Consider the following 15,409-nt stretch of genomic DNA (forward strand, 5'->3'; position numbering starts at 1 on the left):
GACTTTTTCTTTTCTAACATCCTCTCTATTTCCTCTCGCTCTTTGAAGCTGATTGGCTTGCGAACTTGTTTCATGTCTAGAAATAAAATATAAACTTATTTTATCTCTAGGGTGGTGCTTATAATTTTAGAATGTACGTAATGAGATTTTCTTCTTGCGAAGCAGCTCCTTCTCGACTACAATAGTCGAGATTTTTTGCCAGACCTATTTTTGTCGACCCCTACTTATGAAACTTCATGATCTTCAGCCAGCAAAAGGCTCAAAAAAGAAAAAAAATATCCGCGGTCGCGGAGATGCTTCTGGACACGGAAGTTTTTCAGGACGTGGATGCAAAGGACAGAATTCTCGAACGGGCGGAGGAGTAAGACTCGGATTTGAGGGCGGACAGTCGTCATTCCTCAAGAAAATGCCAAAACTTCGTGGGTTTACAAATCCAACGCGAAAAGAGTATGCACCGGTCAATCTTGATGCCATAGAGGAAAAATTTGAAAACAGCACAACGATTACTCCGGAAACACTTATAGAAAAAAGGCTTGTTCGAAGAAATATAAAACTTGTAAAAATTCTTGGGCGAGGAGAAATCACAAAGAAGCTTTCTTTCGAAAAAGTTCTCGTTTCAAAAGCGGCAAAAGCCAAAATTGAGAAGGCCGGAGGAACTATTTCTGTGCCTTAAAAGAGTCAGCATCTCTCAGAATTTTGTGAAATAATGCCACTTGAAACATTGCAATATCTTTCGATTTCGTTTCACGATTGCACTCCTCTCATCTCGTTTCTTCCTCGTTATTTCTCTCTTGCCATATGAACTATTTCGCTCAGATTTGGAATTCAAAAGACCTTCGCAAAAAGATCATTTATACGGTAGTTATGCTCATATTTTATCGAATACTTGCGCATATTCCAATTCCGCTTCAGAACATAAATTTTCAGAGTCTCAAAGAAATTAGTACGGGTGCTCTTGGCGTTTTTTCCGCGCTTACGGGAGGATCTCTCCAAAACTTCTCCATTATTCTCATGGGGCTCTCTCCATATATCAATGCCTCCATTATAGTCCAACTCATGACTGTTGTTTTTCCGAAGCTGGAAGCTCTTTCTAAAGAAGGAGAGCAAGGAAGAAGAAAAATTAACAGTTATACGAGATGGCTGACATTTCCATTTGCTTTTCTTCAGAGTTACGGCGTGATTTTCCTCATTGCCAAGTCTGTGCAAGGTGCACAGGTAATTAATCCATATGACTACACCGCTGTAATTCCGGCTATGTTCATTACTACTGCCGGGACGATTCTCCTTATGTGGATTGGAGAGCTTATTTCAGAAAAAGGAATTGGGAATGGAATTTCCCTCATTATCACAACAGGAATCGTGTCTTCAATTCCTGGTGTTTTTGGAAATATTATTGCTGGTATCGATGCAGGAGAAAGCGCAAAAATTCCTTCATTCGCTCTGCTCATTATCCTCACCTTTATCATGCTTATCATAGTCGTTCTCGTGACAGAAGGGCAGCGTCGGATTCCAATTACTTACGCCTCACGAAATGTCCAGCACAGCGCTTCTTCACTCCCAATTCGTGTTCTTCAGGCGGGAATGATTCCCATTATCTTCGCCATTTCTCTCATATCGTTTCCAGGCGTTGTTTCTCAGTTTTTGGGAAGCACTGGACCGGTAACAGATTTTCTTTCGCGTCATTTTAATTCCTCAAATCCCACTACGTTCTATTTGATCGTCTACGCTCTCCTCATTGTGTTTTTCTCATTTTTCTACGTATCAGTTACTTTCAATCCGGAAAAAATTGCTGAAGACATCCAAAAGAGAGGTGGATTTATTCCAGGACATAGACCCGGAAAGGAGACCTCAAACTATATTGGAAGGGTTTCAGTTCGACTCAATTTGTGGGGTGGCATTTTCCTCGCTCTTGTGGCAATTATTCCCATCATATTTACCATGTTTTCCGACCTTTCGAGGAGCGATCTTATCTTATCAGGATCGGGACTTATTATTATCGTCGGAGTTGTTCTTGATCTCATTCGGAGAATTAACTCTGAACTCGTCATGCATGACTATGAAAAGCTCGTGTAAATTCTAAATTTTAGATTTTTCAGCCAGAGGCTGATCCGCCTTTGGCGGAAAATTCTTATTTATCGAAACATGAAAGATCTGATTCTCTTCGGAATGCAAGGTTCGGGGAAGGGAACGCAGGGAAAACTTCTTGCAGAAAAATACGGTTACCAAATTTTTGAAACGGGAGCCGAACTCAGAAAACTTACTGAAGAAAATTCAGAACTCGGGAGAAAAGTGAAAGACATTGTTCAAAGGGGAGATCTTGTGCCGAACGAGATCGTAATGGAAATAGGAGATCACTTTTTAAATAATACCGATCTTTCCCGCCCTGTTTTGTTTGATGGAATTCCTCGAAGTCTTCCACAAAAAGCAACACTCGATGCTCTTCTCGAAAAACACGAGCGGAAAATTCTGGGAATATTTTTAGAAGTTGATGAGGAAGAAGCAACAAAAAGGCTTCTTCTGCGTGCGAGAAGCGATGATAATGAGGCGGCAATTCGAAGACGGATTGAAAATTACAGAAAAGAAACTCTTCCCGTGATAGAAAAATATGAATCAGCTGGAATTCTTTTTCGCACCAATGGTTTGCAGGAAGTTACGACTGTCTTTTCGGAAGTTTCGGAAATTATTGAAGAAGAGGGTGGATAATTTTTAATTTTAAATTTTGAAATTTCTAAATAATTTTCAAGTCTTAATTTCTAAACAAAAAATATTCAAATTTACATAGCATTTTTAAAAATTAGAATTTACTTAGAAATTTTAAATTTCAAAATTGGAAATTCTGAGTTTTAAGCTATTCCCAGTCCCATCGCTTTCCTCTTTTGACGTAACTCGCGTTTTGAAGTCCTCCGATAGTGAGCTTGATTTGTTTTTTTGATTTTTCTTCCGCGGGAAGTTTCTTCATGACGATCATCGTAATGTCATCTTCTTGTTGAACATATTCTCCAATAAAATCGCTGAATTCACTCGTAATAGCATCAAATATTTTTTCTGCGGATGATCGAAATCCATTCGCCTGAAAAGCTTTTTCTAATTTTTCAATCGTGAACATTTCTCCTACGGGATTTCTTCCCTCTGTGATTCCGTCGGTATAGAGGAGCACCACATCATTATCATCGAGATGAAGATACTTTTCTTCAATAAAATTTTCAATATCATGAGCCATTCGGAGCGCAATTCCTCCTGAGGGAATCCTTTCTACCTTCTTGTCTGCGGCGCGGTATACCAAAACATATTCGTGTCCCGCTCCAATGAAGTACATTTTTTGTTTATTTTCATCCCAACGCAGCATCACAAGACTCATGAATTGTTCTGCGGAAACTTTACTGAAGAGGATCGAATTCACTCGAGTAAGAATTTCATACGGATACATGTTGTGTTTCGCGAAAGCGTGAATAAGCGTATTTACCATCATCATCACGATTCCTGCTGGGACTCCATGTCCGGTAACATCTCCGATATAAATCATGGTGTGATTTTCCTGTTGTACAAAATCGAAAGAATCTCCTCCTACCTCCGCTGCCGGTCGAGATCTCGCTACAATATCAAGCCCGATGATCGCTGGAGCTTTTTTTGGAAGAATATCATTCTGAATTTTTTTGGCGACATCAATTTCTGAGGTAAGACGTTTTTTCTCGATGATGTCTCCAGAAATACTCTCGAGACTCAGGGTTATTTTATTAAAAAAATGAGTAATAATTCCAATTTCATCGTTAGCGCTCGGCTCTATCCTCCGATATTTTTTCCCCGTAAGCAGAAATTTAATCTGTTGAACAATTCGAAATAGCGGCGCTGAAAAGAAAACAAGAAATGCGCCAAAAATACTGAGCATAGAAGCAAGAAGTCCCAGATAAAAAAAGTGGAATGGGACAGTTTTGCCATGTGTGTACAAAATAAGCGCGCTCCCTCCGTAGAGAATAGAGACCAGAAGCAGGAGAGCCAGAAATTTAAATGTTATACTTCGGTACGTCATGGCAATATTTCATCAAAAGAAGTTATTCCTTCTCCGTTTTTTGGAAGTTCCCAGTTTCTGAAAATTTTGTTTTTGTGGCAAAAATAACTTTTAAGAGTCCCACGAGTTCAAAAATTTCCCAAATTTCAGGACGTACATTTTCCAGAACAAGATCACCTTTTTTTGCCTTCATTCCTTGTTTCCACGAAGCGAGTTTGGCAAGGAAAGAAGAATTACAGAACGTCATGTCTCCAAGACTCAGCACGAGAATTTGAGGTGTTGATACTTGGGATATATATGCATTTACAGGAGCAGATTTTTCTTCAAGGGTGACTCGATCTACTTCGCCCATAATCGCAATTGTTTTCAGAGGAATATTCAACGGAATGTCGAGTGATGCCTGAGGAGCTTCTGAAGCATTTTTCTTTCTGGAATTTTTTTTCTCCGAGGCAGAAAGAATTTTTTTGCTAAAAGCAATACAAAGTCCTCCACGTTTTCCATCCCAAACTTTAAATGTATCCGCCCAGCCATCAGTAATTTGTGCGAGACCTCTTCCTGAAGACTTTGATGGATCTGTATTTGCTCTTTGATATTCCATAATTTTTTTCAACTCTTCCGCAGAAACTTTTTTTTCTCCTCCTTCGTCTTCAATTTTTACTCTGAGCGTTCGATCTTCTACTTCATAAGTGATGTGGAGCGTGGATTCCTGAACAGAACCATATTTTACGGCATTCATATAGAGTTCATCGAGGACGAGTTTTAACCGAAAAATGTCACCACTTTCGAATCCGACCTCTTCAAAAATTCTGACCGATATTTCACGGACGGAAGAAGAAAGACTGAGATCGGCCGGAATAGTGAGAGTATAGGTTTTCATAAAGCCTTTTAAAAAGGCGATAAACTTCTCACCATTATATCAAAATACCGCGATTTCATCAAGAAAACACTGAGAAATCGAATTCCCTTTAGTTTTCTGTGTTTTTCTGAAAGGATAGGGACACTTTTTGAGAACGAATGAAAGTTCTTATTGATCTTCGGGCGCTTCAAAGCGGAAATATTTCCGGAGTGGAAATCTACGTTCGGCATATCACAAATATTCTCTGTACATCGTTCCCGAATGATCAATTTTTTTTATGGACGAATTCAGAGAGCCCACTTCCACCAGATTTCCCCGAATTTTCTTTTCCAAATAGCATTCGAATTCACACTTCTTTTTCAAACAGGATTCTCCTCATATCTTCTGCGCTTTTCCGAAGACCATATATTGATCGACTCGTACAAAAAGAAGCCAGGAAAAAAGAAAAAATTTCTTCATCAGAATCCTTTGATGTCGTTTTTATCCCAGATCCGCGCCCCGCTCCTTCTTCCCCAAAAGTTGCCAAGGTTATTCTCGTCCATGACCTCAGTCCTTTGCACTTTGCGCGCACTTTTTCATTGAAAACCCGAATCTGGCATAAATTTCTCCGGCTGAAGAAAGAGATGAATGAATCTTACCGAATTTGTACTCCATCACATTTCACAAAAGACGACATTCAAAAATGTTTCCATATTCCCGGAGAAAAAATTACCGTCATTGGAGCTGGGGTTTCCGAGTATCTTCATCCGATTTCCGATCCCATTGAGCTTGATATTGTTCGAAAGAAATATCATCTCCCACATAATTTTTTTCTTTCACTTTCCACTTTAGAACCACGAAAAAATTTAGCGAATCTTGTAGAAGCTTTTTTGCGTTTTCAGAGGCGATGTGATGTAAAAAATTGTGCACTTGTGATCGCAGGAAAAGAAAATCCTCGTATATTTTCTAAAATTCATCTTCAGAAATCATCTTCTCTTATTTTTTCTGGTTTTATAGACGAGGAGGATAAGTCAGTTCTTTATTCTGCAGCAAAGGCATTCATTATGCCTTCGTTTTTTGAAGGATTTGGTCTTCCCGTTCTCGAGGCAATGGCCTGCGGGACTCCTATTCTCTCCTCAAATGCATCTTCTCTTCCTGAAGTCTATGGGGATGCTGCTCTTTCTTTTGATCCTTCTTCCGTTACGGAAATTTCCCGTGCGATAGAAACCATCTACTGCAATCGAAATGCACAAAAAGAACTTTCTCAAAAAGCGCTTCGCCGATCCCATCTTGAGAATTTTTCTTGGAAAACTGTAGGGAGAAAACTCATGCACATTTTTGAAGAAGCCAGGAGTCAGCAGTCAGTTGTCAGGAATTAGTTGTCAATATGATGTCGCTCGAGAAGTGGATAGAACTTCTCATGATCTTTTATTCGCTCAAGTATTTGCGAAGTATTTCTGCGGCTTTTTTTGTATTTTCAAAGCTGAGATTTGGGAGTGAAACCCGAAAATACGACGTACAATCTTTTTTTGCACGATCTTCTTCGGAGAAAAAGAGATTTCCTGGCATGAGCACAACTCCACGTTCAGCAATTTCTGCATATTTTTGTTCCACGGACAATTTCGATTTTTCAGGACTCTCCAAATTTTTCATATCAAACATTCCGTAATAACAATTTCCCTGGTGTTTCATCCCGAGAGTTTCATAAAAAATTTTGACTTTTTTTCGGAGGTCAGCAAAGTATTTTTTTCGCTCTTCGCCGCCAAGAATGATGTGACAAAGACCAAGGATCTGCGATGGTCCTGGGATTCCCGTAATATGTTGAAATGCCCCAAGTGTCTTTCCTCCCGGAGATTTCGCCATATAAAGAAGCCATTGAATGTCCTGGAACTCTCTCAAAACATCTTTCCCAAGAATATTCTGAGAAATGTATTCTCGAGCTTCTTTGAGGAGGAGGAATACTCCAAACCTGATACCGGTTGCGCGTTCTGTTTTAGAAATAGAAGAAATATAGATTGTTCGTTTTCTTGTAGAGGGAAGTGAAAGAATGCTTTTCGCCTGATCAAAAAACTGAAGGTAGACTTCATCAGTAATAATGAGAGAATTATGTTTTTCTGCAGCTTTTCCAATTGCAGAGAGGAGATCATCCCCATAAGGAAACCCGGTCGGGTTATTAGGATTGATGAGAACCATTGCCTTTATTCGTTCAGAAACGTGACTAAGTTCCTCGAGACTCTTAGGGGCAACTTTTCCTGTTTCTGGATCTACAGAGAGGGAAAACACTTTAATTCCTCTGTCCTCTATAATTTTGTTGTACGGGGCATACACGGGCGAAGTAATGAGCATCAGATCACCTTTTTGCAGAAATCCGATTCCCTCTTCGCCGAGAGACTTAAAAACGGTTCCAATCCCATGAGAAGCTCCGCTAATAAGCATAATATCATCATTTTCTACATCGATTCCGAGAAGATGACGATATGCATTTGCTGTAGCAGCGCGAACAAGAGGTTCTCCCCATGGATTTGGATATCTTCCTCCCGATGGAATTGCGTACTTTAAAATATCATAAAGGATATCAAATTTTTCAAATTTCATTTTTTGCTCTTTTGTAACTTTGAGGAGTGTGTCAACGAAAATACCAAAATCGCGAAGAACTTTCTCAGCTTTTTCAGGAATATAATTTTCGTGAGCGACCTTTTGAATTCGGCCCAAAATTCTGGGCAAATCTTTTTCAGGTAAATTTGCAAAATGCGCCTCAGTTTCATTGTTATTAAATTCAACATCAAGCAGCAGCAAAAAAGCATAAAACTCTCGCGATCGTACATTCGGAGCAAATCCATATCCCGGCTCTCCTTGAGAGAGGTCAAGAACATTCGACTCTCCGCAGTACTCGATTGCTCGATTGCGAAGGATACGAAATGCGAGGAACGGAGGAGTCTTTTCAATGTCAAAACCCAATGGAGTATTGACGGAGGAAGCCATAGTACTCGTAAAAATATGCGAAAAGTATAAATAAGAACGAACACAAAATTAAAAATTTTGTGTTTTTGGTGCGGAATATGTCACCAAAGACGTTGGAGTCTCCCAGAGCTTCAGCTCAAAAAGTCTTTCTCCCAGAAGAGATTTTTCGGAAAGCTTCTCCCAAATGTATACACACATATTTTCAGCAGAAGGATTCTCGATAAAATCATTGAGGAGTTTGTGATCGCACACGTCGACAATTTCTTTTTGAACAATCTCTTTGAGTTTTACAAAGTCAAATGCGAGTCCGTCTTGAAGCGTATCTCCGCGAACGCTTACCTGAAGTTTATACGTATGACCATGGAGATTTTCACACTTTCCATGATACTTGGGAAGGTAATGAGCTGCATCAAAAGTAAATTCTTTTGTCACTAAAAACATAAAACATAGGAGAAAAGAGAGATTTTGCAAATAATTACAATGCAGGAGAGCCTTCTTTTAGGGTTGACAGTTTTTCCTTGAGCAGACTTTGAATTTTTTTGACAATGGCTTCAAATCTCTTATCATCAATTTGGGTTTTATCAAGGAATGCCGTTGGGGTTCCGCGTACGCCTCTTTGAACACCCTCACGAATGTTTTGACGAATTATGTCGGCTTTACTTCCGGAAGAAAGACATGCTTCAAATTCCGACTTTTCCATTCCCATTTCACTCGCTATTTCTAAATATGTAGAATCTCCAAGCGATGTTTGGCGTTTATACTGTTCTCTGAGAAAGTCCCAAAATTTCTCTTCTCCTTGATCCCGAGCGCATTCGGCAGCTTCAGCGGCATGAAAGGCATTTTTGTGTTGATCGAGGGGGAAATGCACGAAACGAACAACAACATCATCGGGGAAGTCTTTCCGTATTTTGTCGACAATAGGGTGAAACTGAGCACAATATGGACATTCTATATCCGAGAAGTCCTCAAGAAGGACTTTATCTTCAGGAATTGGGAAATTGCTCGCTGTGCCTCCGCACGAAGAAAGCGTTCCCAAAAAGAAAAGGGCAACGATCCAAAGATATTTTTTCATGGCGTTATAATAAAAATGCCCGTATATCTTGCCCGAAATCCTTTTCATTTCGCAAGTATTTTGGGATAATCCGAGTATAATTTTAAATTTTGAATTTTAAATTTTAAAATAAATTCTAATTTCTAATTTTTAAAAATATTCTATCGGTTTGATCAGTTTGAGTATTTTTCGTTTAAAAATTGAGGTTTAAAAATTATTTAGAAATTTAAAATTTAGAATTTAAAATTGACTTTATGTCTTGGTATCGAAAATATCGTCCGGTAATTTTTTCTGACCTTGTTGGGCAGGATCACATTCGAAAGATTCTTCTTTCCACTCTTCAGAAAGAAAAACCCGCTCATGCATACATTTTTTCAGGTCCTCGAGGGACAGGAAAAACTTCTACTGCCCGAATTTTTGGAAAAGCGCTCAATTGCCTGCGTCCTACTCGTGAAGGAGAGCCCTGTAATTCGTGTTCCAACTGTGAGGAAATCAACACGGCGAGATTTGTTGATCTCATTGAGATTGATGCGGCATCAAATACAGGAGTTGATCATATTCGCGATCTTCGGGATAAAATCGGATTTTCCCCGACCTCAGGGAAGGCAAAAGTGTATATCATCGATGAAGTCCATATGCTTTCTTTGGGAGCCTTTAATGCTCTTCTCAAAACATTAGAAGAACCTCCGAGTTTCGTCTATTTTATTCTTGCGACAACTGAGATCCATAAAGTTCCAGAGACCATTCAGAGTCGTTGTCAGCATTTTGCATTTCGGCGCATTGTCAAAGACGACATCATGGTGCGATTACGCCAAATTGGGCTTAAAGAAAATATTCAATTTGACGAAGAATCCCTTGAGATTTTTGCAATGCAATCAGGAGGAGGTCTCAGAGATGCTATTTCTCTTTTTGAACAATACGCCTCCTCTGGAGAAGTGCATGCCGAGTCTTTGAGATCACAGATGGGACTTGTTCCAGATACTCTCGTCGAAGAATTTTTTATTGCAATTTTTCAAAAAACAACCGAATCTGCTCTGAAAATTCTCGATAAAATTGGGAGTGAAGGATTTTCTCTTACCGAATTTACCCGAAATTTTTTGTTATTTCTCAGAAAAAAATTATTAGAGGCAGTCGAAAGAAATGAGGGACTTCAAGAAATCCTGCGGGAGATCGATATTTTCGACGAAGCCCAAAGAAACATGAAATTTGCTGTTATTCCTCAACTTCCTCTTGAAGTAGCCGTTGTCTGTGCGACAAAATTTGGTGGAGAAGGAGAACGAAAAGATGTATCTCGGAGCAGCGGTATTTTCGGTATTTTTGGAGGAGGAGAAAAGAAACCAGAAATTCCAGAGCCTCTGAAAAAGCCAGAACAAAAAAATTCAATTCAGACTCAGGTGGAAAAACTGACGGTTCTTGATGAGGTGAAGGGCGGAGAAAACAAGGATCTCCCAAAGAAGAAAACAGCAGCATTTCTTGCTCCAGAACTTACTCTTGAAAATATAAAACAGGCGTGGCCACAAATTTTAGAAAAACTCTCAGGAGCACTTCTTCGAATGGCCCTCAGAAATGCTGAAATTAGTGCGATTCAGGGAAATACCCTTACCCTCAGATTTCCGGCATCTACCTGGAAAGACCAAGTCGAAAAAACACAAAACATGCAGGAATTTCTTGCTGCATTTGAAGAAGTTTTTTCTCGAAAAATCGAAATTGAATCCGTTGTTACCGGCGTTCAATTAGAACCAACTGTTGTAGAGTCCAGTAAAAAACAGAAAGAGGAAGAATGGAATCCACTCGAAGCATTTCAGGAAATTATGGGAGGAAAAGCGAAAAAGGTGGAAAAAGGGGAATAATCAACTTTGAAAGCGGTGAAATGTGAATTGAAAAAGATAGATATTATTCTCGCACAAATTGCTCTACCATTTCTAAGAATTCAGTTTTTGCCTCAGAGAGAAGCTCTGAAGAACAGTTTTTGGGAGCTTGAAAATACACGAGAACATCTCTCGTTTTTTCGGTAGTTTTTGTGCTATCACATTGAAGACTGTCGAGTCTACAAGCAATTTTTTTGTCATCACAGAAAAAAGCATATTCTCCCTTCTGTATTTTTTGAGCTGTATCCGTATTTAAAGGAATAAATTCCTCTTCGCCTGTCGTAATGTCAATTTTCGCACTTTTTTTTGGAAAAAACTCAAGATCATGTGCTCCTGCAGAGAGACCTTTCTTCAAAGAAATGATGTTATAAATATCCACAATAGTGTTAATACTGGGCAATTTTCCATTTTTTTCCACAAGTGAAGCGAGGAACACGGGACCTGATGGAAACTTTTCAGGAGACACTCCACATTTTTCTTTAATTGCATTCTGTTCATCAATTATCATTTTCCATTGTTTGTTATTTCTTCCTCCACTTTCTCTCCATTCCTCTACAGTTTGCTTCATAGCTTTTTGAAGCGTTCTTGAAGATTTTTTTACGTGAATATTCTCAAGAATTATATATTCTGCTTGAATTCCGAGTTTTTCTGCTGCTCTGGAAATCGTAAATTTGAAATCTAAAAAACGGTTTTTCTTTTGAGAAGATTGTTCCTTCGGGAGAGAGAACAAAGTCTGTTCCTCAAGCTTTTCAATTCTCGGAAAAAGCATCATTCCTTCTCCAAATATTCCTTCTCCGTTCCCAAACATCTGCTTCATCTTTTCTGATGTTTCTGGCAAAAATGGTTCGAGATTTCGTGCAACCCACACAATAGTAACGAGGAAATTGGCGAGCACTTTTCGTGCGTGTTCGGGATTTTCAGTAATCAGCAGCCATGGCTTCAGTTCGTCCATAAGTTTATCTAAAGCGTCTACGACATAAAAAATACTTCCCAGACCTTCATGGAGTGAAAATTTCGACATGGCATTATAAAGACCGGCTTCGGCTGCGACTAAGAGTCCTGCAAAATCCTCAAATAATTCATCGGGGAGAGTAAAGACGCGATTTCTGGAGCAGAGCGTATAGATTCGAGAAGACAAATTCCCAAGACCATTTGCAAGTCCAGATTGGTAGATTTCATCAAATCTTTTTCGAGAGAAATCTGCATCCCGACCAAGAGGAACTTCCCGGATGAGGAAATACCTCAGGGCATCAGCACCGTATTTCTCCACTTCCGAAAATGGATCTACCACATTCCCAATACTTTTTGACATTTTCTGTCCTTCGCTTGTGAGAAAGCCATGAACAAGGATCTTATCAGGAATTTTAACTCCAGCAGAAAGCAGCATTCCAATCCATATTCCCGCATGAAATCGCAAAATATCTTTCCCAATAATATGCAGTACTTCTCCATCATTCCAAAATTTTAAAAAGAGTTTTTCATCACCTCCATATCCAAGTGCAGAAATGTAGTTTGTCAGTGCGTCACACCAGACATACATGGTTTGCGATGGATCACCCGGAACAGAAACTCCCCAAGGAAGCTTTTCTGTAGGGCGTGAAAAGGAAACATCGAAAAGTCCTGATTTCGCAAGATTCAGAATTTCAGTTTTTCGGAATTCGGGAATAATTTCCAGAGTGTTTGATTCGATCAAATCGGCAATTTTCTGTGAATATTTAGAAAGTGTAAAAAAATAATTTTCCTCAGAAATCATCTCCGGCTTTCTCTTGTGATTCGGACATTCTCCTTTTTCATCGAGATCTTTTTCCGTCATAAAGGCTTCGCATCCATAGCAATAAAGCGCTGAGTACTGCCTTTTTTCAATATCTCCATTTTTCGCCATGAGTTTCCAAAGTTTGTGAGTTCCCGGCCAATGTTTTTTTTGATCTGAAGTTCGGATGAAATCATTGTTCGAAAGACTCAGCGCTGATTTCAAATCCCGATACCGTTCGGAATTTTTGTCACAGAGCTCTTTTTCCGTCATCCCCAAACCTTTTGCAGTGTTGGCGATTTTTACGCCGTGTTCATCAGTTCCGGTGAGGAAATATGTTTCGCGATTTTGAAAGCGCATCCACCGCGCTACCACATCAGCTTCGATAGATTCCATCGCAAAACCAAGGTGAGGAGCAGCGTTGACGTATGCGATCGAAGTCGTTACGTAAAATGGTTTTTCTTGTGTCATAGGGGTGGAAGAAACAAGATTTCAGAGGAGAGTATGCAGGGTTTTTTCAAAAAAGAAAAATGAGAAAAATGGAGTATGAAAAGATTTCACGCGCAAACCAATTCTGTGAAATAATTCCAAAGAATTTTTAATACTGCTTCGCTTTTAAAATGATGCTAAATTTCAGTATTATGCCACGAAGCTTTCTCTGTTGAATTATTATTCCAAAAGCTTCGCAGTATTGAAAGGTAATATTTCTAAAGCGAAGTGGTATAAGAACCGAATTCACCCAAAAAATATGTTCTTACAAGAAATTCTCCGTACATCTCTCATAGAACTTATCGCTGGATTTGGCTATCTCATCGGTCATTTCTTGCTTTCTCAGAAGCGTATATCTGGCTGGATTTTTAAAATAATTGGAGGGATCGCTTGGGTCATATTTTTGTTCGACAATGAAAACTTTATATTCATGGCGGTGAGCATCGTGATGGTATTCACGATGATATACGGTTTCTCTAAATGGAAAGTGGGGAAGTTTACTGAGCGTACGAATATTGACGCATTCTTTGAAATTCTCGCGGCAATCGTTGCCATTTTTATGATATTAAAATTCGTACTTTCCGGAATCTCTCAATTGGCGCCTATTTTTGAAACGATTATCGTTATCGCAGAAATACTCGGGACAGTTTTTTTGGCACGTAAAAAAATTGCTGGTTGGTATTCTTACATCGTCATGAGTTCATTTGCAGGTATCCTGGTGATTTTCATCAATCCGAATCCAGCAGTACTCCTCGGAATTCTCGAAATGGCATCTCTCTATTTTTACTACAAAGGAATACGGAATTTTTCCAAAAATAAAAAGAGAGTTTTTTAAGACCAAAATAATAAAGAAGTTCTTGCACTTTATTCGATCAAATCTTTTTTCTTTTGCTCAAATTCCTTTTTATTAATTTCGCCCTTTGCATATCGTTCTTTAAGAATGTCTACAGCAGATTTGTCACTTTTGGCTCCATTTTTATTTTGGTCGGAGAGCCACTTCATTACAGCAACAATAGCGGCGATGAGCAAGCCCCAAAATAAGATCATGAAAATCCAGCCAAAAGGCATAAAGCCAAAGTTCATCATACGAGGTAGGGAAATAATAAACGGATCTCATCCATTCAGCATCATATCACTGCTTATCAATATTTGCATTAGCTACTTTCTTGCATATAATCCGTCACAATGGAAATGATTCCTTGCACTGTCTCGTTGCATGATTTGAATTGAATTTTGTCCAAAACTTCATCACCGTATTTTCTGATCAAATCACTGATAAGGGCATGAATGAATGACTGCGTTGCGCCCTCCACATTCTCGAAGTCCAGAATAATATCTTTATTTTTTTCTAACGCAGGAATGAGTTTATGCAATCTGATATCTCTCGCAACATCTTTGTTTTCTGCAAAAGAGCCGGTGTATTGAAATAGTTTAATATGGATCATATAAATTGTGGTTTTTTATAACGAGCTTTTTTTCTCTCCTTGATGGCTCCACTCCAGGCTTCACGGAACAATTTTAGCAAGAGAGAAAATTCTTGCGTTTTGTCGAGAGAAAGATCAATTCCAACTGCGGTTCCTTGCCAGTTTGGTAAGTCATTTTTTTTAGAGTGCCTATCGTCAAATGGATCTGCGTGTAATTTTATCTTTTTCGGTTTTCTTTTCAAGAGCTTGTACATGGCATTACCGCTGTAGATAACAAAAAAATCATTATTTACGGAAGCGATAGATTTGATAAAAAATAGACCGGCTCCTGCGTTCCAATCAGTGCCACCCTCCTTGCTGGTGGTGCCGGTAATTCCCGGGATTAACGCTAAACGAATTGCTTCTAAATCATTTTTGGGATTATGAGAACGACGTATTGATTTCCATATACCGATACCAGTATCGGCAATACCTATCCTTACGATGTTGCTCTCTTTGTAATATTGGGCGGAGACAATTGCGCCATATTCTGATTCGGCATGTTCCAGTACATTTCGAATGAGTTCACTCATTATGTAGCGGAGAGGTTCAGACTGCTCAGGATCAAGATGTAAAAGCGGTGTGACTTCTGTAATGAATTCTGTTAGTTCTGATGAGTTGCGTATTTGCGTCAGTGGGATGAATCTACCCGATGGATCATGTTCGGTTATTTTCATGCCGGATTGTATTCGCAAAAAATCGAATAACTTCATCCTTTTGAGATAATGTTTTGATTTTGCTTCAAGTGTTTCACAGTGGATTTTCAATGGGGGAATTCCTCTCCCAAGAGCAGCAATCATGGATAATACCATCGGATGGAAAGACATCCATTTTTTGTGAAATGTAATCAGTAGTGGGCGGTTAAGAAAAGGTTAATAGCTTAAAGTGATTGTTTTAGACTGTGGTTTTGAGATTTTTAACATTTTTCGATTTCAGGGAAATTCAGGGATAATTGGCATATTTTTTGCTGGTTTCCTATGAATACA

At 39.1% G+C, this 15,409-nt stretch carries 15 protein-coding genes; 6 read left to right on the forward strand and 9 right to left on the reverse strand.

Features of this window, described 5'->3' with window-relative positions; genetic code table 11:
• Positions 1–226 precede the first annotated feature (226 nt).
• The 3 genes from rplO (at position 227) to HZA38_02395 (ending at position 2,703) form a co-directional block, all read left to right on the forward strand.
• Positions 227–673 carry a 50S ribosomal protein L15 gene (rplO, locus tag HZA38_02385; protein ID MBI5414340.1) on the forward strand — a complete coding sequence of 149 codons (447 nt, stop codon included), beginning with the start codon at positions 227–229 and terminating at the stop codon, positions 671–673.
• A gap of 125 nt (positions 674–798) precedes the next feature.
• Positions 799–2,073: a preprotein translocase subunit SecY gene (secY, locus tag HZA38_02390; protein ID MBI5414341.1), complete on the forward strand. Its 1,275-nt coding sequence runs from the start codon at positions 799–801 to the stop codon at positions 2,071–2,073.
• 69 nt (positions 2,074–2,142) lie between these two features.
• The gene (locus tag HZA38_02395) at positions 2,143–2,703 is read left to right on the forward strand and encodes a nucleoside monophosphate kinase (protein MBI5414342.1); all 561 of its coding nucleotides are present in this window, start codon (positions 2,143–2,145) and stop codon (positions 2,701–2,703) included.
• Positions 2,704–2,848: 145 nt separating this feature from the next.
• Here HZA38_02395 and HZA38_02400 read toward each other — a convergent pair whose 3' ends face one another.
• Complete coding sequence (locus HZA38_02400; GenBank protein ID MBI5414343.1) at positions 2,849–4,027, reverse strand: serine/threonine-protein phosphatase; 1,179 nt, start codon at positions 4,025–4,027, stop codon at positions 2,849–2,851.
• Between the two features lie 22 nt (positions 4,028–4,049).
• Entirely contained in the window at positions 4,050–4,883 is an 834-nt protein-coding gene (locus HZA38_02405; GenBank protein ID MBI5414344.1) for an ATP-binding protein, read from the reverse strand.
• Positions 4,884–5,020: 137 nt separating this feature from the next.
• On the opposite strand from HZA38_02405, the gene HZA38_02410 reads away from it, so the two are divergent.
• Positions 5,021–6,220, forward strand: a complete 1,200-nt coding sequence (locus tag HZA38_02410; protein MBI5414345.1) for a glycosyltransferase family 4 protein — start codon at positions 5,021–5,023, stop codon at positions 6,218–6,220.
• 49 nt (positions 6,221–6,269) lie between these two features.
• Here HZA38_02410 and HZA38_02415 read toward each other — a convergent pair whose 3' ends face one another.
• Genes HZA38_02415 through HZA38_02425 form a run of 3 tightly spaced genes read right to left on the reverse strand, consistent with a single transcriptional unit; the run spans position 6,270 to position 8,874 of the window.
• On the reverse strand, positions 6,270–7,823 hold the full coding sequence (locus HZA38_02415; protein ID MBI5414346.1) for a pyridoxal phosphate-dependent aminotransferase: 1,554 nt from the start codon (positions 7,821–7,823) through the stop codon (positions 6,270–6,272).
• A 48-nt stretch (positions 7,824–7,871) separates the two neighbouring features.
• Positions 7,872–8,243, reverse strand: a complete 372-nt coding sequence (queD, locus tag HZA38_02420) for a 6-carboxytetrahydropterin synthase QueD (GenBank protein ID MBI5414347.1) — start codon at positions 8,241–8,243, stop codon at positions 7,872–7,874.
• Between the two features lie 34 nt (positions 8,244–8,277).
• A complete protein-coding gene (locus HZA38_02425; GenBank protein MBI5414348.1) occupies positions 8,278–8,874 on the reverse strand; it encodes a thioredoxin domain-containing protein in 597 nt (198 codons plus the stop codon).
• A gap of 233 nt (positions 8,875–9,107) precedes the next feature.
• Here HZA38_02425 and dnaX point away from each other — a divergent pair, with 233 nt between their 5' ends.
• Complete coding sequence (gene dnaX, locus HZA38_02430) at positions 9,108–10,703, forward strand: DNA polymerase III subunit gamma/tau (protein MBI5414349.1); 1,596 nt, start codon at positions 9,108–9,110, stop codon at positions 10,701–10,703.
• Between the two features lie 43 nt (positions 10,704–10,746).
• On the opposite strand, the gene HZA38_02435 is transcribed toward dnaX, so the two are convergent.
• The gene (locus HZA38_02435; GenBank protein MBI5414350.1) at positions 10,747–12,942 is read right to left on the reverse strand and encodes a methionine--tRNA ligase; all 2,196 of its coding nucleotides are present in this window, start codon (positions 12,940–12,942) and stop codon (positions 10,747–10,749) included.
• 277 nt (positions 12,943–13,219) lie between these two features.
• On the opposite strand from HZA38_02435, the gene HZA38_02440 reads away from it, so the two are divergent.
• Complete coding sequence (locus HZA38_02440) at positions 13,220–13,795, forward strand: nicotinamide mononucleotide transporter (GenBank protein MBI5414351.1); 576 nt, start codon at positions 13,220–13,222, stop codon at positions 13,793–13,795.
• Between the two features lie 29 nt (positions 13,796–13,824).
• On the opposite strand, the gene HZA38_02445 is transcribed toward HZA38_02440, so the two are convergent.
• The 3 genes from HZA38_02445 to HZA38_02455 all read right to left on the reverse strand — a co-directional run bounded on the left by HZA38_02445 (position 13,825) and on the right by HZA38_02455 (position 15,223).
• Positions 13,825–14,046 (reverse strand): SHOCT domain-containing protein, encoded by a 222-nt coding sequence (locus HZA38_02445; protein ID MBI5414352.1) that lies wholly within the window; start codon positions 14,044–14,046, stop codon positions 13,825–13,827.
• A 68-nt stretch (positions 14,047–14,114) separates the two neighbouring features.
• Entirely contained in the window at positions 14,115–14,405 is a 291-nt protein-coding gene (locus HZA38_02450) for an STAS-like domain-containing protein (protein ID MBI5414353.1), read from the reverse strand.
• Positions 14,402–15,223: an ATP-binding protein gene (locus tag HZA38_02455; GenBank protein ID MBI5414354.1), complete on the reverse strand. Its 822-nt coding sequence runs from the start codon at positions 15,221–15,223 to the stop codon at positions 14,402–14,404. The genes HZA38_02450 and HZA38_02455 overlap by 4 nt, the downstream gene beginning before the upstream one ends.
• Between the last annotated feature and the right edge of the window lie 186 nt (positions 15,224–15,409).

The sequence above is a fragment of the Candidatus Peregrinibacteria bacterium genome, from assembly GCA_016220175.1.
In the GTDB taxonomy this organism is placed as follows: Bacteria; Patescibacteriota; Gracilibacteria; order CAIRYL01; family CAIRYL01; genus JACRHZ01.

Coding starts and splice junctions, on each gene's coding strand:
- queD (MBI5414347.1), bottom strand. CDS start 8,243: ATGTTTTTAGTGACAAAAGAATTTACTTTTGATGCAGCTCATTACCTT.
- HZA38_02435 (MBI5414350.1), bottom strand. CDS start 12,942: ATGACACAAGAAAAACCATTTTACGTAACGACTTCGATCGCATACGTC.
- HZA38_02395 (MBI5414342.1), top strand. CDS start 2,143: ATGAAAGATCTGATTCTCTTCGGAATGCAAGGTTCGGGGAAGGGAACG.
- HZA38_02400 (MBI5414343.1), bottom strand. CDS start 4,027: ATGACGTACCGAAGTATAACATTTAAATTTCTGGCTCTCCTGCTTCTG.
- dnaX (MBI5414349.1), top strand. CDS start 9,108: ATGTCTTGGTATCGAAAATATCGTCCGGTAATTTTTTCTGACCTTGTT.
- rplO (MBI5414340.1), top strand. CDS start 227: ATGAAACTTCATGATCTTCAGCCAGCAAAAGGCTCAAAAAAGAAAAAA.
- HZA38_02415 (MBI5414346.1), bottom strand. CDS start 7,823: ATGGCTTCCTCCGTCAATACTCCATTGGGTTTTGACATTGAAAAGACT.
- HZA38_02445 (MBI5414352.1), bottom strand. CDS start 14,046: ATGATGAACTTTGGCTTTATGCCTTTTGGCTGGATTTTCATGATCTTA.
- HZA38_02410 (MBI5414345.1), top strand. CDS start 5,021: ATGAAAGTTCTTATTGATCTTCGGGCGCTTCAAAGCGGAAATATTTCC.
- HZA38_02440 (MBI5414351.1), top strand. CDS start 13,220: ATGTTCTTACAAGAAATTCTCCGTACATCTCTCATAGAACTTATCGCT.
- HZA38_02450 (MBI5414353.1), bottom strand. CDS start 14,405: ATGATCCATATTAAACTATTTCAATACACCGGCTCTTTTGCAGAAAAC.
- HZA38_02425 (MBI5414348.1), bottom strand. CDS start 8,874: ATGAAAAAATATCTTTGGATCGTTGCCCTTTTCTTTTTGGGAACGCTT.
- HZA38_02455 (MBI5414354.1), bottom strand. CDS start 15,223: ATGATTGCTGCTCTTGGGAGAGGAATTCCCCCATTGAAAATCCACTGT.
- secY (MBI5414341.1), top strand. CDS start 799: ATGAACTATTTCGCTCAGATTTGGAATTCAAAAGACCTTCGCAAAAAG.
- HZA38_02405 (MBI5414344.1), bottom strand. CDS start 4,883: ATGAAAACCTATACTCTCACTATTCCGGCCGATCTCAGTCTTTCTTCT.